The sequence below is a fragment of the Psychrobacter aestuarii genome, from assembly GCF_904846035.1.
GTDB classification, from domain to species: Bacteria; Pseudomonadota; Gammaproteobacteria; order Pseudomonadales; family Moraxellaceae; genus Psychrobacter; species Psychrobacter aestuarii.
On sequence record NZ_CAJGYT010000001.1, the window covers coordinates 1,310,816 to 1,337,182 of the forward strand.

Below are 26,367 nucleotides of genomic sequence, written 5' to 3' on the forward strand. Positions count from 1 at the left end.
AAGCTAGTGGCAAAAAAAGGGGGGCAAATACTCAAAGTATCTGCCCCTCTTACATGCCAACTGCTTTATTAAGCTATTGAATCAAAGCTAGGCATGATTAAAAATACGCGTCACCTTTCATCAGTGGCTGCGCGGTACGTACCAAGGCAGCGCGCTTGATGACATAAGAGTCTGCTTGCGGCTCGCAGATGATATCGACGCTGATAAACCCTGAGGGGTGCTCGATGGTCACCACGTCTTTGCCGTCATCTTTGTATAGTGGATTTGCGATCGTACCTTCGATTTTACTGGCGGCAGATACGCAGATAGAGCCTGTGACCGCATGACTGGCATGGCACTTGTCAGGCACAAAGTAGCGAGAGGTGATGTTTCCTTTGCCTGTGGGTTTTGAGAGGATACCCATTTTAGGGACAACGCTGTCTGATACGTCACCAAGTCCCATCATTTCCCCCGCTTTACAGCGAATAGGTTCGATGATGTCAAAGAGCGCTTTATTGGCGTCTAGCGTGGCTTTGTCTTCGTTGCCCTGCAAACCCAAGTCTTCTGCATTAAACAGTACCATAGGCATGGCCACATCGATGCACGTGACGTTGATACCATTGATGGTGTCTTGCTTGTTGCCTGTCGGGAAGATTTTGCCTGTTTTGGTACCTTCGACTTGACTGAAATTCAAGCTGACTGGTGAGCCCGTACCTGGTACGCCAGACACTTCGGTGTCACCATCAAATTTAAGCTCTTTGTTTGGGGTTTCGGCAGTGACTTCAATCAAACTGTTGGTATTCACATTGAATACGGTGACTGTCGTCGTGCCTTCAGTAAGCTCAAGCATTCCCATTTCACTGGCAAAGCAGATAATGCCCGATAGAATATTGCCGCATGACGGCGTGGTATCAACGATTTTTTTCTCGATACCTACTTGGGCAAACAAATAATCAAAATCTACGCCTTCACGCTTAGATTTTGAAACGATGCCCACTTTGCTGGTCACACTGGTTGCAGCGCCTAGCCCGTTAATTTGAGAGGCATCACCACTACCCATGATGGTCGTTAGGATGTTGTCACGTTCTTGTATGTCGGTCGGGAGGTCACTTTGGCGCAGATATACGCCTTTTGATGTACCACCACGGATAATCATACAGGGGATTGTATTTTTCATAATCGTTCTCTATATACTGTGTTCATTATGCTTATTGCCAGAGTATCAATACATCTTCTAAAGCAATAAACGGATAGTCCCTTATCCTTAGTTTTCAAATCACGTGTCATTAAAGATAAAGCGGTTTAGGTTCAGTGCATGTATAAAAGCTGTCATCACTTTATTCAATTTAAGTAGACAATGGAGCCATCTTGTTTTAACGCATTGTGCACAGCTGCTGCACTTTGTTCTACGAACTCATAATGAGTCTAGCTCAATTCTGGCTTTTTCTAAAGCGCATGCTATGTTTTATTTTTATAGATTGGTTCAGTGCAGAAGGGCAAGAATACAGTCTCTAAGTCTTAGTGCGGCTTATTGTTATCAGCCTATTAAAAGGTTTTCGCCATAAAAAAACGCGCCCAGTTGCTGAGCGCGTTTTTTATGTTTGGCTTTCGAGCAATCGCGGCTTAGCCGAGCATCGGCAGCATATTGCCTGCGATACTGCCGATAATCATCTCAAGCAAATAAAACACAAAAAATGCGACCATCGGTGATAAGTCAATCATACCAAGGTTCGGCGTGATGCGGCGAAACGGCGCTAAAATTGGCTCCGCCACACGGACAATCAGACCCAAAATCGGGTGCATATTGTTGGTCAATACCACAATCCAGCTGACGATGATAGAGCCGATGACCAAGTAACGGCACATCTGCAAAAAGTCGAGTATCAGACTGAGCGAGCCGGTAAAGAACAGCTGTATCGGTCCGATACCGTGATGCGTCAGCGCCGCCTTGCCTGAGATGTCAATCAGGCGAATCAAAAACATCAGCACAATCGCGGCGGTACTGATGCGCCCGTGCCCGACGGTCGGAAAAATCCGCCCAAACACATCGACAATGTGCGTGGCGCGATACGCCGCATGCGCCACAGGGTCACGCGCATCCATACCCGCAAATTGCAGCATAAAACGGATAAACACCAGCATCATCGCCAAGGTGGTTATCATATCAAAAGTCGTTAACAACACGTCATTCATGAATGGCTACTCAATGCGCCGTGAGGTGGACTGTGCCTTTGGTTGGGCAGCGCACACCGCACAGCAGGACTTCTAGATAGTGAGGCTCGCAGCGAGCGCGGCATCACAGTACACGATAGAGCGTTTATTTCATCTCTTCGCTCAGCGCTTGGCTGCGCTGGTAGCACGCGGTCATCGCTTCGGCAATCTGACGACCGATGTCATTGGCCTGCATCGACTCAATCGCCGCTTGCGTGGTGCCGTTTGGTGAGGTCACTTTGCGGCGCAATTCTGCTGGGCTGTCGTCGCTTTGTAGGCTCATGGTCGCCGCGCCCAGCATGGTTTGCATGGCAAGCGCTGAGGCCTGTTGTTTATCCAGTCCTAGTGCCACCGCGCCATCGACCATCGATTCGATAAAGTAGAACATATAGGCAGGTGCTGAGCCAGAGACGGCGGTGACCGCGTGCATGTGTTCTTCATCATTGACCCACATCACCAGACCTGAGGCTGCCATGACCGCTTCGGCAAGGTCTTTTTGTTCACTGCTGATGTCGTCTGTCGCGTACAAGCCTGTTGCACCCATCTGAATCATGGATGGGGTGTTTGGCATGGCGCGTACGATGGTCTGATAGCCGCCCAGCATGTCAGCGATGATATCGGTTGACAGACCTGCAGCAACAGAGACGATAAGCTGCTTGTCCAGCACGTCTTTAAAGCCGCTGACCACTGCTTTCATGACCTGCGGCTTGACCGCCAATACCACCACGTCGGCATCGACCACCGCTTTGGTGGCGTCTGCGGTTGGGTCTACGGTTTGCAGACCTTTTGCCGACAGCTGCTCGCGTACATCGGCATTCGGATCGGCCGCCGTAATGTTACTTGGCTTTACACCACACGCCACAAGACCACTGATAAGTGCTTGTGCCATGTTACCGGCACCGATAAAGCTGATTTTTTTGTCATCTAGTACTGACATAACTGTCCCCTATTGGCAAATGTAAAACGTACGCGATACAGCGCGTTATAAAATGACACCTAGTGTAGCATATCGATATGGGGCTTATCGATGTTTTGGCGCGCGCAGGGTTGCGCCTGTCACCTACTGAGCGCAATACCTTTTTAAGTGAAAAAACGACCTATTCCGCAATAAAAGACAGCAACGTCTCGCAGTGTACTGCGTCAGTTTTGGTCGATAGTGGCCAGAGGTGATAGGGGCTAATAAGGGCAATCGGTGTGGTGTGTCCATCGGTGTCAGTCATGCTTATGATGGCGATACTACCGCGTAACCACATCGGAATGCCGAGACGCTGATAGAGTTTTTTGCCGCGCTGTGGGTGGTTCATGCGGGTGGTTTTTACCGAGACATCACGGGTGAGCGCTTGGATATGCAGGGTGCTGTTTGTTGCTTCTGCGGTCGCCTGCACGCGCACTTGCCAACGGCACAGGCTATCTGCACGCAAGATAATCGATTGTGTTTGCGTGCTGTGATTTAACAGAAGGCGCTGCGATGTGATAGGCAGTGCCAGCCACGAAAGCCACGCGCTGTCCAAGCGATACAGCGTGTCTTGATAACGGCGTACGTGATAGCCGCGCTCAGATGCTTGCCAATAAAGAGCGGTCTGATGATTGGCGTCACGGCGCACTACCAAAGCGCCGACATCATCGATGTATTGCTTAGGCGGCGGCAGCGGCTCATCAAGTGTCAGCCACGTGTGCAAGCACTGACGTAAGCGCGCTCTAGGTAATGCCTGCAAGGTGGAGACAGACAATCCACGCTGGTAAGGCGGATAGGTCTCGGTATCGATGAGGGCCTGCGCAATGTCAGATTTTGCTTGCGTCTGTACGGTGTCTGCGGCATCGCGTAATAGCGCGGCACTGCGCGTGATATTATCAATCGCTTGGGGATTGAGTGCGGTCAGCGCAGGCATAATATCGCGGCGCAGCTGGCTGCGCTGATTGTCACCTGTGTCGTTGGTCGGGTCATTGATATAGGGCAGCTGCTGGCACTCAGCGTAACGACTGAGAGCCGCACGGCGCACACCCAGCCACGGTCGCCACAGCTGATAGCGTCCTGTGTCCGCTTCTTGCACGCGCCATGGCTGCATGCCTGCCAGCCCTTGTACGCCTGCGCCTTGTATCAGGCGCATCAGCAGCGTTTCGGCTTGGTCATCGCTATGGTGCGCGAGCATCAGTACATCGTCTTGACGCAGATGCGCTTGCATGGCGTGATAGCGGGCGGTACGCGCCGCCTGCTCGTTATCACCAAAGACCTGTGCGCGCAGTATGTGGCAAGACAGCCCTTGCGCCTCCGCCCACGCTTGTACGTGCGTTGCCCACGTTTTGCTGACCGCTTGTATACCGTGGTCAACGTGCAACAGCTGCGGCAAAAACGGCAATGCCCCTTGCCGATATAAGGCGGCGCAGACCGCAGCGAGCGCCATAGAATCGCGCCCACCACTACAGGCCAGCCATACGCGGCGACCGCGCAGCTGGGGGTGATAATCATCGATACTGGTTAATAACGCCGCTGCCAGCGGATGAGACAACGGCGTATCAGGACCGCTGACAGTCACAGGATAAGGCATGATGGTGGTATCGGTTTGCATGCACGCACGTCATCCACATAGACTGTCAGCGTTGGCGCGTTACGCGCAAGGCAACATCACTTCTGAATTAAAGGCTTTGAATTTTTGATAGCGCAGCTCACAGCGGGCATCGGCGTCCATATCGACCAGCTCATCGAGCTGCTTAGCCAATAGCGCTTTGAGGTCATCCATCACAGGCTGTGGGTGCACGTGCGCGCCTTCGCCCTCTTCAATGACTTCATCAATCAGACCCAAGTCATGCAGGTTCACGGCGTTCAGTTTCAGCGCTTCACTGGCATCGGGGGCTTTTTCGGCAGTTTTCCATAAGATGGACGCACAGCCTTCTGGCGAGATGACCGAGTAGATGCTGTTTTGCAGCATGTTGATTTTGTCGCCGACCCCGATGGCAAGCGCGCCACCTGAGCCGCCTTCACCGATGACGGTCACAATCACAGGCACTTTTAGGCTTGAGAATACCGCGATGCTCTCGGCAATCGCTTGCGCTTGACCACGCTCTTCTGCGCCCACGCCAGGGTATGCGCCTTGGGTATCGACAAAGGTCATCACAGGAATGTCAAAACGCTCAGCCATCTTCGCCAAACGAATGATTTTGCGGTAGCCTTCAGGGTTTGCCATACCAAAATTGTGCTCGATACGCTCGCGGGTGCTGCGGCCGCGATGCTGTCCGACGACCATGACTGGCTTGCCATTAAAACGCGCAAGACCACCCATGATGGCTTTGTCATCAGCATAGGCGCGATCACCGTGCAACAGGTCAAACTCTGTGAACAACTTGTTGACATAGTCCATAAACAATGGACGTTTGGCATGTCGTGCCAGCTGAACGCTATCCCAGACGGTACTCATAGACGATTCCTTTTTATCGTATCAACGCGAATAAGGGGCGCTGATAGCAAGATGATGTGCAATTAAAAAAGTACAACTGTAAACTCAATATTGGCTATAGTAGCATATCTCATTTGCCAAGGCATTACTCGGCTGCTGGCTTTTGTTGCGACGCCGTTCTGACAGGTGGCATAAAAAAGCGCCCCAATTATTCACCATCGTGCGTGACGCACAGCGTGATGCCCCACTTGGCAAACTGCTCCACCTCGGCGCTCAAGTCCGACAACAAAAACGCATGATGCTCATAGTCGGTATTGACGCAAACCTGCCAGACGTCCTCTGCGGTGATGCTCAGCGTCATAATCGGCGGCTTGTAACGGGTGCGGCTGTGGTGCGCCAATACGGCAAGGCGCAATAGCAAGCACAGATAGACGAGTGATTTGCCGCCAATCGCTTGTGTCTGCTCTAAAATATCGGTTTTAAGCTTGCGGCGGTGGCTAAGCAGCAGCTGCGCCATGCGCTTTTGGTCCACTTGCGAAAACCCTGGAATGTCCGCATGCTCAAGCAAATACGCGCCATGACGGTGATAGTTGCTGTGACTGATGGCAAGACCGATTTCATACAAAAATGCGGCGCGGCGCAGCAAGTCTTCATCTTCTTGACTGAGCTTTAGCGTCTCCTCGACCTGCTCAAACAGGCGCAGACTGGTTTTGACCACTTGCTTGGCTTGTTTTTTGTCCACCGAATAGCGGGTCATCAGCGCCTCAACGCTACGGTCACGCACATCCTCGCTGGCAAAGCGCCCAAGCATGTCATACATCACGCCCTCACGCAGTGCGCCATCTGAGTAGCTGAGCGCTTCAATGCCCAAGACTTCCATCGCGGCGCGCAATACCGCAACCCCAGCAGGAAACACCGCTTTACGATGCTCTTTGACGCCTGTCAGCTCAATGTTGTCGGTGTGCCCGATTTTAATCAGCAATTTTTCGAGCTTTTTGACGCCGCTATAGGTCACGCACTCTTGGTCGTCTGCCCAGCCCTTGTCCACCAGCACATTACGCACCGCTTTAATCGTACCGCTTGAGCCGATAACGCTGCTCCAGCCTGCCTTTTGGTACTGACCATTGATGACCAACACTTCACGGCGGGCAGCAGCAAAGGCTTGTTTAAACGCCGATTCCGTGATGTTGCCATCGGCAAAAAACTGCTTGGTAAAGGCGACACAGCCCATTTGCAAGCTTTCGGTCAAAATCGGCTCAAAGCCTTGCCCGATGATAAATTCTGTCGAGCCGCCACCGATATCAAATACGAGGCGCTTATCACTACTGGCATTGGTGTGCGAGACGCCCAAATAAATCAGACGCGCCTCTTCTCGCCCTGCAATCACTTCGATAGGCTTTGGCAAGATGGTGTTGGCTTGTTTGATAAAGACGTCGGCGTTTTTGGCGCGGCGCAGCGCGTTGGTCGCGACAATTCGAATACGGCTTGCGGGAATGGCCTCCAGCCGCGCGGCAAAGCGCTTGAGACAATCGATACCGCGGGTGATGGCCGCATCGCTAAGATAATTGTTGGCATCCAGACCTGCAGCGAGCTGCACCTTTTCAGACATTGAGACGATTTTGCGTACCTCATCATGGTCAAGACGCGCAATCGCTAGGTGAAAACTGTTGGAGCCAATATCGATGGCGGCCATCAGCGCGTCATCATCCAGCGGGGTCGTAGCAGAGTCGATATTATCCATAGCTAAAAAGGTCACCTAATAAGGGCGCAAAAAAATGCCTCATCTCTGCGCAAATTGGGGGTCAGGGTATCAAGACCGCAGCACAGTGGCAGCAATGCGCTGCCGACTGTCCTACCGATAGACGGTAAGTGTTGTCATTAAAGCATTTATGCCAAATACAGGCAAGCAGGCAATATTACAGGGCAACAGACCACACCCACACGCAAAAAAAAACAGCACCCAATAAGTGCTGTTTTTTGACTACTTAAGACAAATACGTGCGTTACGCCGCGCTCGCCATACGCGCAAACACCGCGTCCGCTGCGTTGATGGTCGCGTCGATATCGGCATCGGTGTGCTTGCTTGAGATAAAGCCCGCTTCATACGCCGATGGTGCAAGATAGATGCCTTGCGCTAACATGCCATGGAAAAAGGTATTAAAAATGGTCATGTCGCACTGCGTGACTTCATCAAAGTTGCTTGGCGTGGTGCTGTTTTCGTCTTGCACGAAGAACATGCCGAACATACCGCCGAGTGTGTTGGTGCGCAGGGCAATGCCATGACGGTCAGCGGCAGCTTGGATGCCGTCCACCAGCTTGGTCACTTTGTCCGCTAAGGTGTCATAAAAACCATCCACGGTTAAATCTTCAAACATGGCGATACCTGCACGCATGGCAAGTGGGTTGCCTGAGAGTGTGCCCGCCTGATACACGCCGCCAAGGGGTGCGATGCACGACATGATTTCTTCTTTACCGCCGAACGCGCCCACGGGCAAGCCTGCGCCGATGATTTTGCCAAAACAAGTCAAATCAGGCTCAATACCAAAGTGCGCTTGTGCGCCGCCCAGACCCACGCGAAAGCCCGTCATCACTTCATCAAAAATCAGTACCGCCCCGTGTGCGGTGCACTGCTCGCGCAAAGTGTCATGAAAGTCTTGCTCAGGGATAATCATGTTCATGTTGCCCGCGATAGGCTCAACGATGACGCCTGCGATGTCCTCGCCCCACTTTTCAAAGCAGTCTTTAATCGCTTGTGGGTCGTTGTACGGTAAGGTGATGGTGTGCTTGGCAAAATCCGCAGGCACGCCTTTTGAGGTTGGCTCACCGATATCGAGCATGCCTGAGCCTGCCTTGACCAGTAAGCTGTCTGAATGCCCGTGATAGCAGCCTTCAAATTTGACAATCTTGTCACGCCCTGTGTAGCCACGCGCCAAACGGATGGCGCTCATGGTCGCCTCAGTGCCTGAGTTGGTCATACGTACCATCTCGACGCTTGGGACGATTTCGCAGATTTTATCGGCGACTGTGGTTTCAAATGGCGTTGGCGTACCAAAGCTCAAGCCATCTTCGGCGGCACGTTTGACCGCGTCAATCACTTTAGGATGCGCGTGACCCAAAATCATCGGTCCCCACGAGCCTACGTAGTCGATATAGGCATTGTCTTCGGTGTCGTAGATTTTGCTGCCTTCAGCGCGGTGGATAAAAATTGGCGTGCCACCGACGCCCGCAAAGGCGCGGACAGGCGAGTTAACGCCGCCTGGAATGTGCTTACGGGCTTGGGCAAAAAGTTGTTCGTTTTTTGTGCTCATAATCATGCTCTGTCTTATTTTTTGTTAAGGTAAGCCAATACGGACGCAAAAGCGGTCAGTAGCATCACGCCTCAATGCATGCGGCTCTTATGCTTTTTTGACTACCGAGGATTTGAGTTTCATAGCACCAAAGCCATCGACCTTACAATCAATATCGTGGTCATCGGGCGCATCGTGTAGTAGGCGAATGCTTTTGACTTTCGTGCCTACCTTAATAGGTGTGGACGATCCCTTAACTTTTAAATCCTTAATGACCGTCACCGCGTCACCATCTTGTAACACGTTGCCGACCGCATCACGAATCACCGCATCCGTCTCGTCATTGCCGCTGTCGGTATCCGCTGCCGTCCACTCATGGGCGCACATCGGGCACACCAGTAGCGTGCCATCTTCATAGGTATAGGTTGCCGCGCAGGCAGGACAGGCTGGTAGACTCATAGTATTCTCGATATCGTAGGGGACAAAAGGGATTGCGGTGCTGTTGTGCGCTTATTGTAGCCTATGTCACATGCTTTCACCAATGCAGGCGTATCTTGTTATCATAGCGGCAGAGACTTGCTGCGCCAAATCAATGCCTGATGACGCACCTATCCGTAAAAAAGCACACATTTTTGCGCGTAGGATATGGATTTTGGGGCATTGATACCCATCATAGTAGGCACATCACGGCAGGCGCGCGCCGACGGCTGCTTATTTTGCCGTCACAGACAGCAGCGCTTGATCACCGCAGCACATAACAAATCAAATAAGGACAATCTTTATGAACGCCGAGAAGCCACAGTTTGTACAGTTCAGCTTGCAAGGCGAAGACGCCGAAAAGTTTTTGCAAGGGCAATTAACCGCTGATGTCAGCAAATTGGGTCTGAGCTATCAGCCAACCGCGATTAGCAATCTCAAAGGGCGCATCAGCTTTGGTATTTGGATAAAAAAACAAGCCGAAAAGCACTTTGATATCGTCATCAGCACCGACTGCGGCGATGCCTTGCAGCAGCATTTGCGTAAATTTGGTGCATTTTCTAAATTTACCACCAGTGCGCCTGAGCCTATTTATCCATGTGTGCTGAGCGATGAGCCGACCTTTAGCCATCTTGAAGACCATAACCGCGACGAGGACACGGCGGCATGGGTGGCGCGTAGCCTTGAGACGGGCAATTATTGGATTACTGCCGCGACCCAAGACATGTTCCAGCCGCAAGAGCTGCGCCTACATCAGCGCGGCGGTGTGGACTATGATAAGGGATGCTATTTGGGGCAAGAAGTGATTGCACGCATTTATTTTAAAGCGGCGCCCAAGGCGTTTTTGCATTATGTTAAGGGTACAGGCGCAGCACCAAACGCGGGTGACAAACTTGAGCACGCCCACGTGGTCAATGTCCGTGCTGTCGATGGTGGCTTTGTCGCTTTGGTCATCGCCCGCCCTGAAAAGCTGGCTGAGAGTGACTTGCAGGTCTTGGACTTGCCTGAGGCATTGCAAGCGGACGTGGCACGCCGTAAGTAACAACAGACGGTATGATAGTGAGCGGCAGATAACGGTAAACATGAGTGAGAAGCTATGACACATATTGCGGTATTGGGTGCAGGCGTGGTGGGGGTCACCACCGCATGGTATCTGCGTCAGGCAGGCTATGATGTGACCGTGATAGAGCGCGAATCTGCTGCCGCAATGCAGACCTCGTTTGCCAATGGCGGGCAGATTTCAGTCTCGCACGCCACCCCATGGGCAACGCCCGCGACACCCAAAAAAGCCCTAAAGTGGCTGTTAAAAGAAGACGCGCCGCTCCTATTTCGTCTGCGCGCAGACAAAGCGCAGATGAAATGGACCATGCAGTTTTTGCAAGAGTGCCGCGCCGCCCGTGCCGATGCCAACTTGGTACAGATGGTACATTTGGGTCTGTACTCGCGCACCGCCCTGCAAACGCTGCGCGCCGAGACTGGTATCGACTACGAGCAGCAGACACGCGGTATCATGCACTTTTATACCAGTCAGGCGGAGTTTGACGCGGCGATTGCGCCCACCATGCGCATGCAAAGCCTTGGCTGCGAGCGACAAATCATTGACATCAATAACGCCGTCAGCCTTGAGCCTGCGCTCTACCCCATCGCGCACAAACTGGTCGGCGCAACCTATACCAGCCATGACGAATCGGGCAATGCGCATCTATTTACCCAGCGCTTGGCGGGGCGCTGCGTGGAGGCGGGCGTGCAGTTTTTGTACGATACCGAGATTATCGCGCTCAATCTGGACAAGGAGCGCAGCAGTAACCAGCCGCGCATCCATAGCGTGACCATCCGCCCAAAGGGTGAAAACACGCAGAGTTTTTGCGCGGACAGCTACGTGCTGGCATTGGGCAGCTACAGTCCTGCGCTCACCGCACCACTCGGCATCCAGCTGCCTATTTTTCCTGCCAAAGGCTACTCCGCCACCTATCAAGTCAATCCGCGCGCTCCGCACCTTGCGCCCTTTGTCAGTATGATTGATGATGAGTATAAGCTCGTCATGTCGCGCCTCGGTGACAAGCTGCGTGTGGCAGGCACGGCGGAGTTTAATGGCTTTAATCTAGAGCTGAACGCCACCCGCTGTGAGGCGATTACGACGCGTGTGCAGCAGCTGTTCCCCAAAGGCATCATCGCTTCCTCAGTGCAATACTGGACAGGACTGCGCCCAATGACGCCCTCAAACGTACCATTGATTGGGCGCGCGCATACGGGCGTGGTGCGCCACGGCAGCTATCAACAGCAACATGCCGCGCCTGCCCTCTTCGACAATCTGTGGCTGAATACAGGACACGGCACGCTCGGCTGGACACACGCCTGCGGCTCAGCCAAAGCCATCAGCCTACTGATTCAAGGACAAGTGCCTGACGTGGATTTTGATTTTGTTGCTCGCTAAAGAGATTTTTTATTAGCCAATGAGTGAAATCGTCTTATAAAACCGTGATAAATCCACTGAAAAACCATGCCAACTTAACCGTCAATTACGTATCTATAGCATAACGCCCGCCCTTCGCTACATAACCGCGCTGATAATAACATTTGTTCGCATTTATCCGTTATTGAGATACACTATCAACATTGTGCATACAGACAGGGTGCACTATTTTTTTTATATTACTTAACAAGCAGTTAGACACGCGTGTCTGTTGCCCAGTTATCCCAATAGCGCACAGACAAGCGCGAGACGTAATGATAACGCCCCTTTTTATACCTTTAAAATAAGGACGATAATAATGAACGAGAATACTCTAAAAGGCGAATGGAACCAAATGAAAGGCTCAGTCAAGCAAAAATGGGGTGAGCTGACCAATGACGACCTAGACTACATCGAAGGTAGCCGTGACAAGCTGGTAGGACGCTTACAAGAGCGTTATGGTCACGCCCAAGACCAAGCGGAACGCGATGTCGATGACTGGCGCAACACCAACGGTTACTAATCGTTTAACAATCTATTATTTGACAGCCAAACGTAAAAAAGACTGCGGTTGCAGTCTTTTTTAAAGGCAAAGCGGTACTACTCGTATTTGCTACCCAAACCAAATTGACGCTTATTGCGCTAATAATCACAACAAATCGCGTAATGGGCGGCAAACAGATACAATAAAACCGCATAGCAAGCGATTGTTATGCGGTTTTATTGTTAACCATCCTTATTACCTATCACGATGAATCATCATACATCCTTGCATGAGATTTAGCTGAGTGTGATAGCTGGGCATCCTGCCCCATTTCATTACAGCAACCATGTCCAATTACTTGTCCTATGGTCAGGGTGTGTCCTTACCCTATATATCAGTATCTTCCTGACGCTGATAAATAAGTCATTATCCTTAATGCGGCTCACTCAATCCTTGAGTCACAGTCCCTTATGCCGTGTGTCTATAATGTCAAAAGCCACGACCCTTGTTAAGTCGTATTAGCGTCATTCGTTGTAAGCATATGCTTACAAGCATGTAGTCATGCGGTAATTTGGGTAACAAAAGCGCATGAAAAACAGGCGAATAGTCACCAAATCCCTGACGCTCGTTACAACTTTTTAACGTTAATAACACGTGTTATCAAGCATTTACCCGTACTATAATAATGAGACACAAAGGCACTCTTAGCGCGTGATAGGCGTAAGATGGCCTATGACAACTTATTGTAAAGATACCTGCATAGGAGTACACCTCATGTCTTTTTTAAATTTTTCTGTATCTAAGGTGCTGGCCGCAGGTTGTATGACGGCTTTATTGGGTATCACCGCAGGCTGTGTGAGCACGCCGTATTATGATGGCTATGGCAAAAATGACGACTATAGAAAATACGACATCTATGGCAACACCATTTATGGCGATCGCGACTATGACCGCAATAAAGACTACAAAGAAAACTTTGGTCACGTCAGCCAAGAGCTGCGCGCCCGCCTAGAGCGTAGCGGCTACAAGGTGATGGACGTGCGCAAGGATAAAGGCAACAGCAACCGTATCTTGGCACACGCCCGCAGAAACAATCAGACGTATGAGATGCTCTACACTTACCCATCACTGCGCCACATCAGCACACGTGCTTATGAACGCTCAAACGCTAAGGGCAATAAACACGGCAACAAGCACAACGGCTATAAGTACAAAAACAAGCACGATTGATATCGTCTTGTCGCGCTCATTTCGCCTACCGTATTCATAAACACGCAAGTGAACGCACATTTTCCTTGGTCAAATAAGCACGTCCTTAGCTTATTTGACCTTTTTTTATGGGCAATTTTTAGCGTGTCGATGGTTTAAATATCAATGACTTGGATAACGTCATAGGCGGGTGTCTCGTACGGATGCGCGTCTTTTAGTGCCTTAATGACGGTATGAATATAAATGTCGGACACCACCATTTCGACCCGCCATTCTTCTACCTGCTCAACCTTGTCCTGCTCACCAATATGCGGCTGACTGCCTGCCAATGGTTTGAATTGTCCCGTGCCTTTGACTTGCCAGCAGCAGTTAGAATAATCCCCTATCTTGCCCGCCCCTGCGGCAAACAGCGCAGACTTGACGGTCTCTAGCGCGTCGTCAGGGATGAATACGGTGAGCTTGTACATGTTTTTTCCTTTTTTATGGGTTGTTTTATATTTATTGGAAAATTTTGCGCGGTCGTTTTTTATCAGCGTTTGGTTGTATTACGGCTTGGATAACGACGGATGCGCCGTCCAAATATAACGCAATAACCAATCCTTTGCCTCCCCTGCGTAATCAATACCGATACGCGGGCGCAGGGACACGGGCGGTTGGCAGCCGTCATCCTCTACCCACAGCCCCGTCTCAGGCGCAATCGGCAAACCCGATAAGTCGCGGCTGACCGATAGGCGCTTGGTCAATTTGCCCGGTCCTGCAAATTGGCTATGGTGGGTCAGTTGTTCACGCGGCGGCTTGTCCATTTCATTAAGTAAGCGGTCGCTGTCCTCGGTCAAAAACCCTGCACGTATCAGCACCGACTCAGGCGATTCCGCCACGCTGGTCACCAAATTTAGCATGTGGTGGATGCCATAAGTCAGATACACATAAAACACCCCGCCCTCAGCATACATGACCTCGGTGCGCGCGGTGCGGCTGCCAGCGTGGGTATGGCAAGCCGTGTCTTGTAGCCCGATATAGCCTTCGGTCTCGGTGATGCGCATACGCAGCACTTTTTCCTGTCCGTCAGTATCAGTCACGCGGCGGCACAATATCTTGCCGATAAGGTCGGCGGCGACCACGCAGGTCGGGCGGATGAACCAGTTGGGGTCTAACACGGTAGATGAATGAGTAGACATGAGCAAAACCTTTTCTTATTTTTATGGTCTGATTGATAGGGATGAGCATTAATAAACTAGCATAAAAGTAAGATAAGGTATCGAAGACAGTGTTGGCGCTATGTGGGATTTTTTATACGTACTGAGCGACAAGCCTGTGCCTAAAGAATGTTACTGGTTGATAGATGGATAGGCGTTGTAGTCTGTTATGAGTGGCTCTATTATAGAGGACTGTTTTAATTGGTCTGTTCATAAATTTGAAAGGTGAGATAGCTGGTTTAATTAAGGTATACCCTAATTAAGTTTCTTAAAATAAAGTCATCAACATCCAAATGTATTTATAATATAACTAGAAACAAACACATACGATGAAAATATGAAAAACAGGAGACTAATAATGACTGTTAGAAAGTATAGTGAATGCAAAGATATTTTTTGGGATGAGAAGTCTTTTCACTACTCTTTAGAGGAACTGTGTATTTGGGATATTGAAAAATATTGGAGTCTAGAATATTTTTTAATAAAATTATGTGCAAGCTTACAAGGTAACGAGATATTGTACAGAAAGTTTGCAGCAGATTTATACTATCTTGGTCATAGTATAAATAACTTGATAATAAACCAAATGCATACTTCAGAATGTTACATATTAGAGAAATTTAATGAAGACGAAGCATGCGAATGTCGTGACCGTTTTAATCATATTATGAGAATACTCTGGGGACGAATTTCCTTTGACTTTCATGACTATATGATAATTAGCAACCCACTTATTCAAGACGAATTGAACTTAAGTAGGTGATATTTATTATTAGACTTTTTGTAAAAGTATCAGTTCTTTTACGAAGTTACGAAACTACCTTAGATATTGAGCTATGTTCATAACATCATGAAAAACAATCTAGGAATTTTAATAAGACAGCCTAATGATAATGATATACCTATCAGCTTAGCATTTGTACGCTCATTAAAGTCGTATCTAATACGGTTAGTTTGATGCCTGTATAGCGCCCCGAACTTATTCCTATGACTGGCTTACGTTAAATGACTTTGCCCACACAAAATCATTGGTATAGATGTCTTCTTTTTATTAAGCAATCGTTTCAGCAAATGGTATGCTTTACCAATAACTTTCAATCAGCGAACGAAATACATGATTTCATCTAAAACCAAATTAGCCGTCACTCTCGTTTGTCTTTCTTTATCATCTATTTTGATAACGAGCTGTCAGAAAACCCAAAATAATGACCACCATGAAGTTTCTCACGTACAACCAATAATGGAAGAGAGTGATGACATTGCAGAGTTACAGAGATTAGCTGAACAAGGCGATACTATAGCGCAATTCGATTTAGGTGTTTCTTACGAAAACGGGCTAGGAGTACCGCAAGATTACGTTAAAGCAGTCGAGCTGTATAAAAAAGCGGCTATCAAAGGTGATGCTGATGCACAAAACAATTTGGGTAGAATGTACGATTATGGTTATGGAGTAGATCAAGACTACTCCAAGGCTATTCAGTGGTATCGAAAGGCGGCTGAACAAGGCAGCTCTGATGCACAGAACAATCTTGGTTTAATTTATTTCAGTGGTCAAGGTGTAAATCAGGATTATGATCAAGCTATTGAATGGTTTGAAAAAGCATCTGAGCAAGGAAATATGGAAAGTCAATATAATCTTGGGGTTCTATATAGAGATAGTGATGAAAGTCATCAAAGCTATAGTAAGGCGATTGAGCTATTCAAACCGTTAGCTGAACAAGGTCGTTCTGAGGCACAGAATAATCTTGGAGAAATATATCATCATGGTTATGGTGTAAATCAAGATCCTGTTAAGGCTATTCGATGGTATCAAAAAGCAGCTGAACAAAATAATGCTGAAGCACAATACAATCTTGGGATTATGTATATCACTGGTCAAGGGGTTGAACTAGATGAAAAAGAAGCCGTGAAATGGTTTGAAAAAGCAGCTGAGCAAGGAAGTAAGGATGGTCAATATAATCTTGGAGTGATATATGAAAAAGGACTTGGTGTTGATAAAGACTACGCTAAGGCTGTTCAGTGGTATCGAAAGGCAGCTGCACAAGGTTTTGTTAATGCCCAAAATAATCTTGGAAAAATGTATGACAATGGGAACGGAGTACGTGAAAATGATTCTGTAGCCATTGAGTGGTATCGCAAAGCAGCTAGTCAAGGACTGCCTGAAGCACAGTATAATCTTGGAAGGATGTACGATTATGGTTATGGGGTAAATCAAGATAAGAGCATAGCCAAAGATTGGTATAACAAAGCCTGTAATAATGGATTACAAGAAGGCTGTAATCAATAAGATATGAACGATAAAGCTAAGCTCATCTCGTACGCTCAGATATATATTGATTTCACATAAATTTTATAACCATTGGATTCACTATAGTCTATAACGCAAAACTCAAATCTTTTACTGTAGAAACATAATAAATAAAATGCCACAAAAAAACTGAGCACAAGGCTCAGTTTTTTTGTTTTTACAAAGCATCAATAGCTTAGTCTAATGGCACACCGATACGGGTCGCCACTTCTTCGTACGCTTCGATAACGTCGCCGAGTGACTGACGGAAACGGTCTTTGTCCAGTTTCTTCTTAGTGGTTTTGTCCCAAATACGGCAGCCGTCTGGTGAGAACTCATCGCCCAAGACCACGCGGTCATGGAACACACCAAATTCAAGTTTAAAATCAACAAGCAGCATATCACCTGCAGCAAACAGCTCGCTCAAGACTTCATTGACTTTAAACGTCAGCGCTTTCATTTGCTCAAGCTGCGCTTCGGTCGCCCAGCCAAGAGACAGTGACAATGATTCGTTAATCAGCGGGTCACCGAGCGCGTCGTCTTTATAAAACAGCTCATAGGTTGGTGGGTTTAGCACTTGACCTTCTTCAAGACCCAAGCGGCGTACGATGCTGCCTGCAGCAAAATTACGCACGACGCACTCTACAGGAATCATATCCAGACGCTTAACCAACACTTCGTCTTCAGACAGTTGTTTTTCAAAATGTGTCTCGATGCCAGCATCTGCCAATTTTTGCATGATAAAGGCGTTAAAGCGGTTATTTACCTGACCCTTACGTGCCAGTTGCTCAACACGCTCGCCGTTAAAGGCAGAGGTGTCATCGCGAAAATGGAGAATCAAAAAGTCTTGGTCATCGGTCTCATAGACAGATTTCGCTTTACCTTTATACAGCAGTTGTTGTTTTTGCATAAGAGGGGTCCTGTTCGTTCAAGCTTAAATGATACAACGCAGAAGTGGTCACCAGCTCGCCATCGACTGGGGCAGACAGCTGCCCTGCCCCGTCTGTTGCGTGCTATAGGTGACCGATAGTGGGGTTATTCGCCAGCGGGCGCGACACTGACTGCACGCTCAGGGCGTGGCAGTTGATACTGTTTGCCAGCGTCGTTGGTCAAATCTAAGGTGTTGTTGCCAACACTTGGCGTCTGATATAGCGGTACAAACGGCGCACTGGCTTGCTGTGCAGGCAGCTCAATGGGTGCCAGTTTTTTGCTGTCTTGGTAGTCAAGACTGCCGTTGTCACGCTGACCGAGCCAGCCTTTTGCCGTTTGGCAACCAGACAGAGCAACAGTGCTGCCAAGCAGTAGGCAAGCAAGCGCAGATAGGCGACGTTTTTGGGTAAATGATGTTTTCATCATGGTATCTCTACAGTCTACATTCGAGGACAAGCCGCACGCGCGCCAAAAAGGGGGCGGCGTATGACCTTATCACGTTATAGCAAATTTGCTTTCACAAGGGCATCATCGATGGTCTGATGGTGTGCGCTGTTTAGCCATACCAACGGCAGGCGGATGCCTTTTTCGATACGTCCCATTCTGTGCAGGGCGTATTTGACAGGGATGGGGCTTGATTCGATAAACAGGTCGCGGTGCAGATGAGCGATGGGCGCGTGCGCAGCTTCAGCGGCATCAAAATCACCACGCAAGGCGGCGGCAAAGGTCTCGCTCATCGCTTGTGGCGCGATGTTGGCGGTGACTGAGATGTTGCCTTTTGCGCCATGACGCATCAGCTCAAGGGCAGTGCCGTCATCACCTGATAGGACGACCACTCGCTCGCCTAAGGCTTTAATCAGTTTTGCGCCGCGCTCAAGTGAGCCTGTCGCGTCTTTAATAGCCACGATGTTGTCGATGTCGGCTAGGCGCTCAACGGTCTCTTGCGCGATGTCAACGACACTGCGTCCAGGCACGTTGTATAGCATCTGCGGCATATCGACCGCTTCGGCAATGGCTTTAAAATGCTGGTATAAGCCTTCTTGGGGCGGCTTGTTATAATAAGGGCCAACGAGCAGCGCGCAATCTGCACCCGCATCCGCCGCCTCTTTGGTCAAGGCAATTGCCTCGGCAGTGCTGTTCGCGCCTGTTCCTGCAATCACAGGGACACGGCCATTCACGTACTTCACAAAATAGCGAATCACATCGCTGTGCTCTTGTACCGATAACGTCGCCGACTCCCCTGTGGTGCCGACCGCAACCAAGCAGTGCGTGCCTGCTTCGATTTGCCAATCGATAAGCTCAGCCAGACGTTTATAATCGACCTCACCGTCAGGATGCATGGGCGTCACCAAGGCTACCATCGAGCCTTGAAGTCGGGTTTTGATATCGTCGTATGCTGTGCTCATAACCGTGCCTTACTGTATTATCCTAGCTATTAGAGATAGGTCGTGGACAAGGACGAACCTTGTATTAGTCGTTGGGGTCGTGTTTGCGGTCGTCATCCTAGCGTAGATACTGCGCTGCCATGCGATAATGACCAAAATCTGCCTGCTAGTGTAGCATATTTTAATATGCCCACCATCTTCAATTACAACTTGTCTGTTGCTGTGCGTGACCCTATGGTTTTCGCCTATTAAAGCCGTCATTGTTAGGCGCGCGCCCTCAGTGGTGCTTGAGGGACTGCCTATTTTATGTGCTGATTATTACTCGATACGCAGACCAATAATTGCAGGAATGCCTTGGCGAATCACCTCTATGGTGACCACGCCTGTCTTTGGTAAAGACGAGATGGCGTCCGAGACATCACTCACGCTATCAATCGGCTGCTGATGCAAGGTGGTGATGATGTCGCCCGCTTGTAGTCCTGAGCGTGCGGCGAGTCCTGTGGGGTCAACGGCGGTAATCAGGACGCCTGTGCTGTCGTCTTTGGTAATCTCCACGCGCTCTTCACGGGTGAGGTTACGCAGGCGTAGCCCCAGACGAATCTCGTTGTCTTGTTGCTTGCCTGTGGCCTGCACGTCATTGGGCGCATCGCTCAGCTTGCCACGTACGGTCATGGATTTGCCATTTCGCTGAATCATGGCACTAAAGCGGTCATTGGGACGCGCGCGATTGATTAGGTTTAATAAATCGGCGGCGCGCATGATGGTCTGGTCGTTGTAGCTTAAAATAATATCGCCTGCCTTGAGTCCCGCCACTTGCGCTGGCGAGTCTGGCGAAACGCGGGTCAATAATGCCCCTTGTGGACGCTCAAGCTTATAGGCTTCTGCCAAATTGCGATCGATGTCTTGCGGATAGACGCCAAGATACGCACGCGCGACTTTGCCATTGTCTTTGAGCTGCTGATAAATATCCATCGCCGCATCAATCGGAATCGAGAACGACAGCCCCATATAGCCGCCAGTACCACTAAAGATGCGCGAGTTGATACCAATCACCTCGCCGCGTTGGTTAAAAAGGGGTCCGCCTGAGTTGCCAGGGTTGAGTGCCACATCGGTTTGGATAAAGGGCACACTGGTCTCGCGTGAAAAGCTGCGCGACTTGGCACTGACAATACCTGACGAAGCAGAATAATCAAAACCAAATGGCGAGCCAATGGCGAGTACAGGCTCACCCACCTTTAAGCGGTTAGAGTCGCCAATCGGCAAAGCAGGAAAGCGCGTACCTTTGATTTTGAGCACCGCCACGTCCGAGCGCTCATCACTGCCAATTAAGGTGGCGTCCAGCTCGGTGCGGTCATTTAAGGTCACGGTGATTTTGTCCGCGCCTTCAATCACATGGTGGTTGGTCAGCATATAGCCGTCGCTGGTGACAAAAAAGCCTGTGCCGTAGGCGTGCTCAATGGCAGGTGCTGGCTGCTCGGGGATACGCACCCTGTCACCAAAAAACTGACGCAACAGCTCAGCGGTTTGCGCTTGCGCCAGCTCGTCAGCGCTGACGGTCTTGGTGACGTTCACACGCGCAACCCCAGGGGTGACCTGCTGCACCAAATCTGAAAAATCAGCGGTCTGTACCGCGGCGTGCGCGGGCGCTGCAATGAGGCTACTGCCCACAAAGAGGCTGCTACCGATGGCCAGTGACAGCGCGCCGCCAACAAGCCAGCGCTGTAGATACATGGTGGGTGCGGTGTTCATGGTGTCCCCTTATATGAAATGACGCTTATAATGTACGGTTGTCATGCGTCTGCGATGTTGGTGAATGATATTGGTTCTTATCATAACGCATTCTCTCGTCATTGCTATAGGCAGATCGCTTATCTTACACATTTTGCTTGGTATCTTTATTGCAGCCGATTGCATTGTCACTCAGTGCTGTCTCAGCACAGCAATGATGGTCGTGCGTCATGTGCGCGGTTCACACCTTGTCGTCCCTGACCGCGCTCAGATGGCCGTGTCATACAAGTAAAAGCAATTCGTGCTATGATGTGCGGCTATCATATTGATATTCCTACTATCAGCATGCGCGCAATGTGCTGTGCTGGCGCTGTGCCTACGGATTGTTACTGATAGGCTTTATGTGTGTGTCGTCATGATGCCTGCTTTTTTTTGGCGGGCAACGCGGCTTTGTGAGCGCGTTTGATAACGAACTGTCTGTCTTATATGTCAAGTGTATAAAAGGATTTCCTCTATGGATACCGCCCTGTTGCTGTCCGGCGTGGTTGGGATTGGCATTGCCGCCCAATGGTTGGCTTGGTATTTAAAGCAACCGTCCATTTTGTTTTTATTGTTGATTGGTATTATTGTTGGCCCAGTGCTTGGGTATTTTGACCCCGATTTGGTACTTGGGGAGCTGATGTTCCCTGTCATTTCTTTGGGCGTTGCCATTATTTTGTTTGAAGGCTCATTGACCTTGGAGTTCGATGAGATTAAGCAGCATGGCACGGTGGTACAGATGCTGGTATCGGTGGGGGTGCTCATCACCATCGCTGTGGTGGCGCTCTCGACCTATCTGCTCTTTGATGTTGACCCGCTGATTGCGCTCTTGTTCGGGGCGTTGGTTTGCGTGACAGGACCGACGGTGATTGTGCCGCTGCTGCGTAGTGTGCGCCCAAACAAAACCATCTCAAACATTCTTAAATGGGAAGGCATCATCATCGACCCCATCGGTGCGATTGCGGTGGTTTTGGTGTACGAGTACATCATCTCAGGCGGTGAGGCGAGCAGTATTCTGTTGTTTGCCAAAATTGTGGTACTGGCGACGGTGCTCGGCATGGTGGGCGCGTACGTGCTGGCGTTTTTGATGCGCCGCCACATGGTGCCTGAGTATTTAAACAACGTCTTTACCCTCGCCTATGTGCTGCTGCTATTCTCCATCTCAAACCATATTGAGCATGAGTCGGGACTGTTGACGGTGACGGTACTGGGCGTGGCGCTCGCCAACTGGCCCAAGTTCCCGCGCGATACCATTCTTGAGTTTAACGAGTCATTGACCGTGCTGCTCATCTCGGTATTGTTTATCATTCTTGCCGCGCGTGTGGAGCTAGAGAGCTTGCTCAGTGTCGGCTTTGCAGGCTTGGTGCTGCTCGCCATTGTGATGTTTGTGGCGCGCCCTTTGGCAGTCTGGGCGTCATCTATTGGCTCCAACCTCAAGACCAGCGAAAAGATGATGATCAGCTGGATTGGTCCGCGTGGTATCGTTGCGGCGGCGATTTCGTCACTGTTTGCCATCCGTCTGCAAGAATATGACTTGCAAGGCGTTGAGCTGCTCGTGCCTTTGGTATTCATGGTCATTATCGGCACCGTGATGATTCAGGGCTTAGGCGCTAAAATGGTCGCCAATTTCTTGGGCGTGCGTGAGCCTGCTACCAATGGTATCTTGGTCGTCGGCTCAAACCCTGTGGCACTTTTGGTGGCGACTTCGCTAAAAGACCAAGGGTTTGATGTCATCGTCGCGCACAACAACTACACCAACATTGCGCGGGCGCGCATGAGTGGTCTGCGCACCTACTTTGGCAATCCAGTCTCTGACCACGCCGACCACAACCTTGACTTGATTGGTATTGGTCACTTATTCGCGATGAGTATGGATAAAGAGCTGAATACCTTGTCCGAGATTCATTATCGTCATGAGTTCGGGGAACAAAAGATTTATCGCCTTAAGTTTAGCGATGAAAAAACCAAAAGCGAGCGCGATGACAAGCAGTCCAACTTTCATTCGCAGTGGCTGTTTGGCAAAGACGTGACCTATACCAAACTTGCCAGCATGATATCGAAAAAGGCGCGCATCAAAATCACCAACATCACCGACAGCTACAGCTACGCGCAGTACAAGGCGGACAACAAGCAGTTCGTGCCGCTGTATACGCTCGATAAAGAAGGCAAGCTGAGCGTGATTACCGATAAATTTGACGGTAATGTGCCACGTGACCGTAAGCTGGTCGCCTTGGTCGTGGACGATGATGTGCAGCCAAAAACCGTGGATGTGACCGCTAAGCAAGAGCAAGCGCGCGCCATCGCAGACGCGCAGTTTGAAGCGGGTAGCAAAGCCCCCGAAAAAATGAAAGCGGCTGACCATCCTGAGCAAGCGTCTGAAAAAGCACCTGAGAAACCCGCAGAAAAAGCCCCTGAAAAGGAAATGAGTGCGCCAAAAACCAAGGACGGCAACCTTGACCCGAGTCGCCTGCCCGATACCGAAGAGACAAACGGCACGGAAAAGGATAAAGACTAAATTTTGCCAAAAGCAAAAAGGTGTTTTCATAAAAAAACCCAGCTTATATGAGCTGGGCTTTTTGTGTTTATCTTAAAATAACCGTGTCAAACCAGAGGCCTCATACAGGTTATTTTTTCTTCCACGTTTGGCTGCGTGAGAATGGTCCTAAGTGACCTTTCACATCCATCGTACTGCCCTTGACTTCAGCACTCATACGATAAGATTTGTTTTTTTCAGGGTCGGTGATTTTACCGCCGCTGTACTTGCCATTACCATCGGCTTTTAGACCCGTAATCACGGTCATGCCGACGTATTTTTTGCCCTTTTCGGTCGCGGTGCTGATGATTTTACCTGTCAGCACACCGCCTGATTCGGTTATTTTAATGACCGCTTTGGGTTGACCTTCATCAAAGGTCTGCCATGTGGTGTTGGCGAGTGGGTCAGCGGCGAACGCTAGGCTTGCAACACTCATGGTGGCGGCGGCCAGTGCGGTTTTGGTAAGCATGTTCATAATACGACTCCTTGTCTGCGATGGTATAACGCTTTTGGCAATGACCCAAGCCGTATGTGTGAGTGGGTACTGCGATGGTGAGGCTTTGCTCAGGGTTGGTGGTGAGCAATAACGTCCAAAAGCGCCTGTCTTAATCCTAGTATAGACAAAATACTGCATTTGCCCAGTAATTTTTTATAACGCATTATTGCTGTAGAAATACCACTATATCAAACAGTTACAAGAAAGGATTGGCGATAGTCGTATCGCTGCGGTCATTATTATCGTTTGACGGCGCATCCAAATTTTGCGTATCCATCGCGTTTAAAATCGCGCTGGTCAATTGATGCAGCTCTTCTATGGCGGCGCGTCCCGTTTTATCGCGGGTGATGTCGATGTCACCATAGATGGTGACTTTGTCTGTCTGGTTTTCAATCACCAAGTTGCCGACCTGCATACTTTGGTGATTGTTGGCAAAAGGGTCAATCATGGGTGGCTCCTTGGCTAAAAAGTGCGGGGAATGGGTACAAAATCTAAGCGCTCAGCTGATTAACGAGCCATTTTAAGAGCGCGGCGACAAAAACCATCCAGCTTGGCGTCTCGCTCACCTGCGTCTCCCCGAGCGGCTCGCCTGCCTTTAGTGGCAATGCCAGTACATCATCGCGGCGAGAGGCGTCCAATATGGGCAGCACATCAATGCCGATGTTCGCCTCCAGCTCATCGAGGCTGATGACCTCAACACGCTCGGACTCATCGTTGGGCGCATAATACACGCCCGCGCTGTCTAGCGCAGGAATATATACCACCTTATAAAAATGGCTGGGCACAAGGACGCGGTTGTCCAGCTGGGTCAGCTCTGACCCCAAAAACGCGACCCCTGTCACGGTATAAACCTCGCCGTATTGCTCGGTCAAATCGCGAGTCGCCTCTTCTAGGTTGCGCCAGATATAGCGGTTGTTGCGCGGAGACTGCGGCGCGATGTTGGCAAGGCTAAAGCTGTCATACTGCTGGCTGCGGGTCGCCATATCGGCATTGGGCGCAAGATGCCCTCGGTCATAGCCTGAGCCTGAATAGTCCTCAAGGCTGGCGCGCGCTGAGCGTGGCAAGCGGCTCTCTTCGTGAAAGCTGTCTTGACGGTCAATGGTTTTCGCCTGCGTCAAGCGCTCGCGGGTCAAATGCTCAGCGGACCACAGCGGCGTGCGGCTGCGCGCCGAATACATGACGGCAAAGCCATCAAAGCATAAAGGCTGGGTGTCTTGCGCCAGTTTGGTATTGGTAAATTCAGGATAAATGCCGCTATAATAGGCATCGCTACACGCGCTAAAACCCTCGGCATGGGCAGGCAGCATACTCGCGCACAATAAGGTAAAGCTGGCGAGCATCAGGCGATAAGGGTGGTCAATCAAAGCATGGGTCATAAGCGGCGCAATCACAATCATAAGGCATAGCGCTATCCTAGCAGTGTCGGTGCGATAAGAAAAGCACGATACGGCGCGAAAACGCGGCACGTGGGTGGTGACTTTGGTACGCGTATCGGCTATACTAGTGCGTCTTAAATCAGCACAGGCGTCCTGCCTACTTCTAGCGGCTGATTTGCGATGTTGGTGAAGTGGCTGAGTGGTCGAAAGCGCACGCCTGGAAAGTGTGTATACGTTAATAGCGTATCGAGGGTTCGAATCCCTCCTTCACCGCCAAACTGATAAAACCTTAGTTTTCTTAATTATTCCTATCCTCTCACATACAGTTCTATAACCCTTTATAAGTAACGCTTCTAGCGTTTTTTTTATGTCTGGTGATTCGCTCGACATTAAAAGTATGAGCGTCATGGCTTAACACCAACTATCCTCATTCAAAAATGAAACGGTATACAGTGGCTATCACGCTTTTGTTAATGACCTGATTAACGAGCCCGCACTCAAAAAAACCACAGACACAAGTAGAGCTATCGTGATGACATGCCTATAGGGAATCTCAAGCGCAAAAAAAGCATGTATGCCCTCTATGCAAAAGTATATACCGACCAATAAGGTAACCATCTCATAGTGACGCTTTCTTACTCTATCAATCATACTGGTTAAGAGTAACACCACACCCACCGCTAGAGAAAAGAACCCATCACGAAACATAGCTGGCTGAAACAAATAGAGCACACCGCAGACCAGTAAAAATGCCATTCCTATTTTAGTATAGATAGGCATTTTGTTTGGTAGCGTGGAATTTTTGATGTCTTTTTTCATTATATTATCTTTTGGTTTTGGGGCATGCAGATAGTCTTTAACCTTCCATACTCAGATGCAATGCCTTTGTTAAACATGGGATATTTA

The 26,367-nt window shown here is 49.7% G+C and carries 25 protein-coding genes and 1 tRNA gene; 8 read left to right on the top strand and 18 right to left on the bottom strand.

Translation table 11 applies throughout. The features are described 5' to 3' along the window. Positions 1-97: 97 nt before the first annotated feature. From JMW05_RS05425 to JMW05_RS05460, 8 genes are all read right to left on the bottom strand, one after another. Entirely contained in the window at positions 98-1,156 is a 1,059-nt protein-coding gene (locus tag JMW05_RS05425) for a 4-oxalomesaconate tautomerase (RefSeq protein ID WP_201504338.1), read from the bottom strand. 446 nt (positions 1,157-1,602) lie between these two features. Beyond that, the gene (locus JMW05_RS05430; RefSeq protein ID WP_227691452.1) at positions 1,603-2,142 is read right to left on the bottom strand and encodes a YggT family protein; all 540 of its coding nucleotides are present in this window, start codon (positions 2,140-2,142) and stop codon (positions 1,603-1,605) included. Between the two features lie 154 nt (positions 2,143-2,296). After that, positions 2,297-3,127 (bottom strand): pyrroline-5-carboxylate reductase, encoded by an 831-nt coding sequence (proC, locus tag JMW05_RS05435; RefSeq protein ID WP_201504340.1) that lies wholly within the window; start codon positions 3,125-3,127, stop codon positions 2,297-2,299. 160 nt (positions 3,128-3,287) lie between these two features. Continuing rightward, entirely contained in the window at positions 3,288-4,757 is a 1,470-nt protein-coding gene (gene tilS / locus JMW05_RS05440; protein WP_201504341.1) for a tRNA lysidine(34) synthetase TilS, read from the bottom strand. A gap of 39 nt (positions 4,758-4,796) precedes the next feature. Then, positions 4,797-5,603: an acetyl-CoA carboxylase carboxyltransferase subunit alpha gene (locus JMW05_RS05445; protein ID WP_201504342.1), complete on the bottom strand. Its 807-nt coding sequence runs from the start codon at positions 5,601-5,603 to the stop codon at positions 4,797-4,799. Between the two features lie 187 nt (positions 5,604-5,790). Further along, positions 5,791-7,323, bottom strand: a complete 1,533-nt coding sequence (gene ppx, locus JMW05_RS05450) for an exopolyphosphatase (RefSeq protein ID WP_201504343.1) — start codon at positions 7,321-7,323, stop codon at positions 5,791-5,793. Between the two features lie 262 nt (positions 7,324-7,585). Next, on the bottom strand, positions 7,586-8,890 hold the full coding sequence (hemL, locus tag JMW05_RS05455; RefSeq protein WP_201504344.1) for a glutamate-1-semialdehyde 2,1-aminomutase: 1,305 nt from the start codon (positions 8,888-8,890) through the stop codon (positions 7,586-7,588). Between the two features lie 87 nt (positions 8,891-8,977). Continuing rightward, entirely contained in the window at positions 8,978-9,328 is a 351-nt protein-coding gene (locus tag JMW05_RS05460; RefSeq protein ID WP_201504345.1) for a zinc ribbon domain-containing protein YjdM, read from the bottom strand. A 322-nt stretch (positions 9,329-9,650) separates the two neighbouring features. Between JMW05_RS05460 and ygfZ the strand changes: the two genes are divergently transcribed. The 4 genes from ygfZ (at position 9,651) to JMW05_RS05480 (ending at position 13,512) form a co-directional block, all read left to right on the top strand. Then, a complete protein-coding gene (ygfZ, locus tag JMW05_RS05465) occupies positions 9,651-10,388 on the top strand; it encodes a CAF17-like 4Fe-4S cluster assembly/insertion protein YgfZ (protein ID WP_201504346.1) in 738 nt (245 codons plus the stop codon). A gap of 54 nt (positions 10,389-10,442) precedes the next feature. Continuing rightward, a complete protein-coding gene (locus JMW05_RS05470) occupies positions 10,443-11,780 on the top strand; it encodes a D-amino acid dehydrogenase (RefSeq protein WP_201504347.1) in 1,338 nt (445 codons plus the stop codon). 337 nt (positions 11,781-12,117) lie between these two features. Then, the gene (locus JMW05_RS05475) at positions 12,118-12,321 is read left to right on the top strand and encodes a CsbD family protein (RefSeq protein WP_201504348.1); all 204 of its coding nucleotides are present in this window, start codon (positions 12,118-12,120) and stop codon (positions 12,319-12,321) included. Between the two features lie 735 nt (positions 12,322-13,056). Beyond that, on the top strand, positions 13,057-13,512 hold the full coding sequence (locus JMW05_RS05480; protein ID WP_201504349.1) for a hypothetical protein: 456 nt from the start codon (positions 13,057-13,059) through the stop codon (positions 13,510-13,512). 134 nt (positions 13,513-13,646) lie between these two features. Here the strand turns inward: JMW05_RS05480 and JMW05_RS05485 are convergent, their stop codons facing one another. Together JMW05_RS05485 and JMW05_RS05490 are read right to left on the bottom strand one after the other, a co-directional pair. Then, positions 13,647-13,958: a Nif3-like dinuclear metal center hexameric protein gene (locus JMW05_RS05485; RefSeq protein WP_201504350.1), complete on the bottom strand. Its 312-nt coding sequence runs from the start codon at positions 13,956-13,958 to the stop codon at positions 13,647-13,649. A gap of 78 nt (positions 13,959-14,036) precedes the next feature. Next, the gene (locus tag JMW05_RS05490) at positions 14,037-14,669 is read right to left on the bottom strand and encodes a DNA-3-methyladenine glycosylase (protein WP_201504351.1); all 633 of its coding nucleotides are present in this window, start codon (positions 14,667-14,669) and stop codon (positions 14,037-14,039) included. 376 nt (positions 14,670-15,045) lie between these two features. On the opposite strand from JMW05_RS05490, the gene JMW05_RS05495 reads away from it, so the two are divergent. Together JMW05_RS05495 and JMW05_RS05500 are read left to right on the top strand one after the other, a co-directional pair. Then, on the top strand, positions 15,046-15,450 hold the full coding sequence (locus tag JMW05_RS05495; RefSeq protein ID WP_201504352.1) for a hypothetical protein: 405 nt from the start codon (positions 15,046-15,048) through the stop codon (positions 15,448-15,450). A 351-nt stretch (positions 15,451-15,801) separates the two neighbouring features. Beyond that, positions 15,802-16,974 (top strand): SEL1-like repeat protein, encoded by a 1,173-nt coding sequence (locus tag JMW05_RS05500; protein WP_201504353.1) that lies wholly within the window; start codon positions 15,802-15,804, stop codon positions 16,972-16,974. Between the two features lie 196 nt (positions 16,975-17,170). Here the strand turns inward: JMW05_RS05500 and purC are convergent, their stop codons facing one another. The 4 genes from purC to JMW05_RS05520 form a co-directional block, all read right to left on the bottom strand. Continuing rightward, positions 17,171-17,884: a phosphoribosylaminoimidazolesuccinocarboxamide synthase gene (gene purC / locus JMW05_RS05505; protein WP_201504354.1), complete on the bottom strand. Its 714-nt coding sequence runs from the start codon at positions 17,882-17,884 to the stop codon at positions 17,171-17,173. 125 nt (positions 17,885-18,009) lie between these two features. Continuing rightward, positions 18,010-18,330, bottom strand: a complete 321-nt coding sequence (locus JMW05_RS05510) for a hypothetical protein (protein ID WP_227691453.1) — start codon at positions 18,328-18,330, stop codon at positions 18,010-18,012. A gap of 74 nt (positions 18,331-18,404) precedes the next feature. Continuing rightward, on the bottom strand, positions 18,405-19,310 hold the full coding sequence (gene dapA / locus JMW05_RS05515) for a 4-hydroxy-tetrahydrodipicolinate synthase (protein WP_201504355.1): 906 nt from the start codon (positions 19,308-19,310) through the stop codon (positions 18,405-18,407). A gap of 297 nt (positions 19,311-19,607) precedes the next feature. Next, positions 19,608-21,038, bottom strand: coding sequence for a Do family serine endopeptidase (locus JMW05_RS05520; protein WP_201504356.1), 1,431 nt, complete (start codon positions 21,036-21,038; stop codon positions 19,608-19,610). A gap of 493 nt (positions 21,039-21,531) precedes the next feature. Here JMW05_RS05520 and JMW05_RS05525 point away from each other — a divergent pair, with 493 nt between their 5' ends. Continuing rightward, a complete protein-coding gene (locus JMW05_RS05525) occupies positions 21,532-23,571 on the top strand; it encodes a cation:proton antiporter (RefSeq protein ID WP_201504357.1) in 2,040 nt (679 codons plus the stop codon). Between the two features lie 109 nt (positions 23,572-23,680). Here JMW05_RS05525 and JMW05_RS05530 read toward each other — a convergent pair whose 3' ends face one another. The 3 genes from JMW05_RS05530 to JMW05_RS05540 form a co-directional block, all read right to left on the bottom strand. Beyond that, positions 23,681-24,064, bottom strand: a complete 384-nt coding sequence (locus JMW05_RS05530; RefSeq protein WP_201504358.1) for a DUF2147 domain-containing protein — start codon at positions 24,062-24,064, stop codon at positions 23,681-23,683. Positions 24,065-24,281: 217 nt separating this feature from the next. Next, positions 24,282-24,533: a hypothetical protein gene (locus JMW05_RS05535; RefSeq protein WP_201504359.1), complete on the bottom strand. Its 252-nt coding sequence runs from the start codon at positions 24,531-24,533 to the stop codon at positions 24,282-24,284. A gap of 43 nt (positions 24,534-24,576) precedes the next feature. After that, positions 24,577-25,461: a DNA/RNA non-specific endonuclease gene (locus tag JMW05_RS05540; RefSeq protein WP_201504360.1), complete on the bottom strand. Its 885-nt coding sequence runs from the start codon at positions 25,459-25,461 to the stop codon at positions 24,577-24,579. A 185-nt stretch (positions 25,462-25,646) separates the two neighbouring features. Here JMW05_RS05540 and JMW05_RS05545 point away from each other — a divergent pair. Beyond that, a tRNA-Ser gene (locus JMW05_RS05545) sits at positions 25,647-25,737 on the top strand. A 183-nt stretch (positions 25,738-25,920) separates the two neighbouring features. Here the strand turns inward: JMW05_RS05545 and JMW05_RS05550 are convergent. Next, a complete protein-coding gene (locus JMW05_RS05550) occupies positions 25,921-26,280 on the bottom strand; it encodes a hypothetical protein (RefSeq protein WP_201504361.1) in 360 nt (119 codons plus the stop codon). Positions 26,281-26,367: the final 87 nt, after the last annotated feature.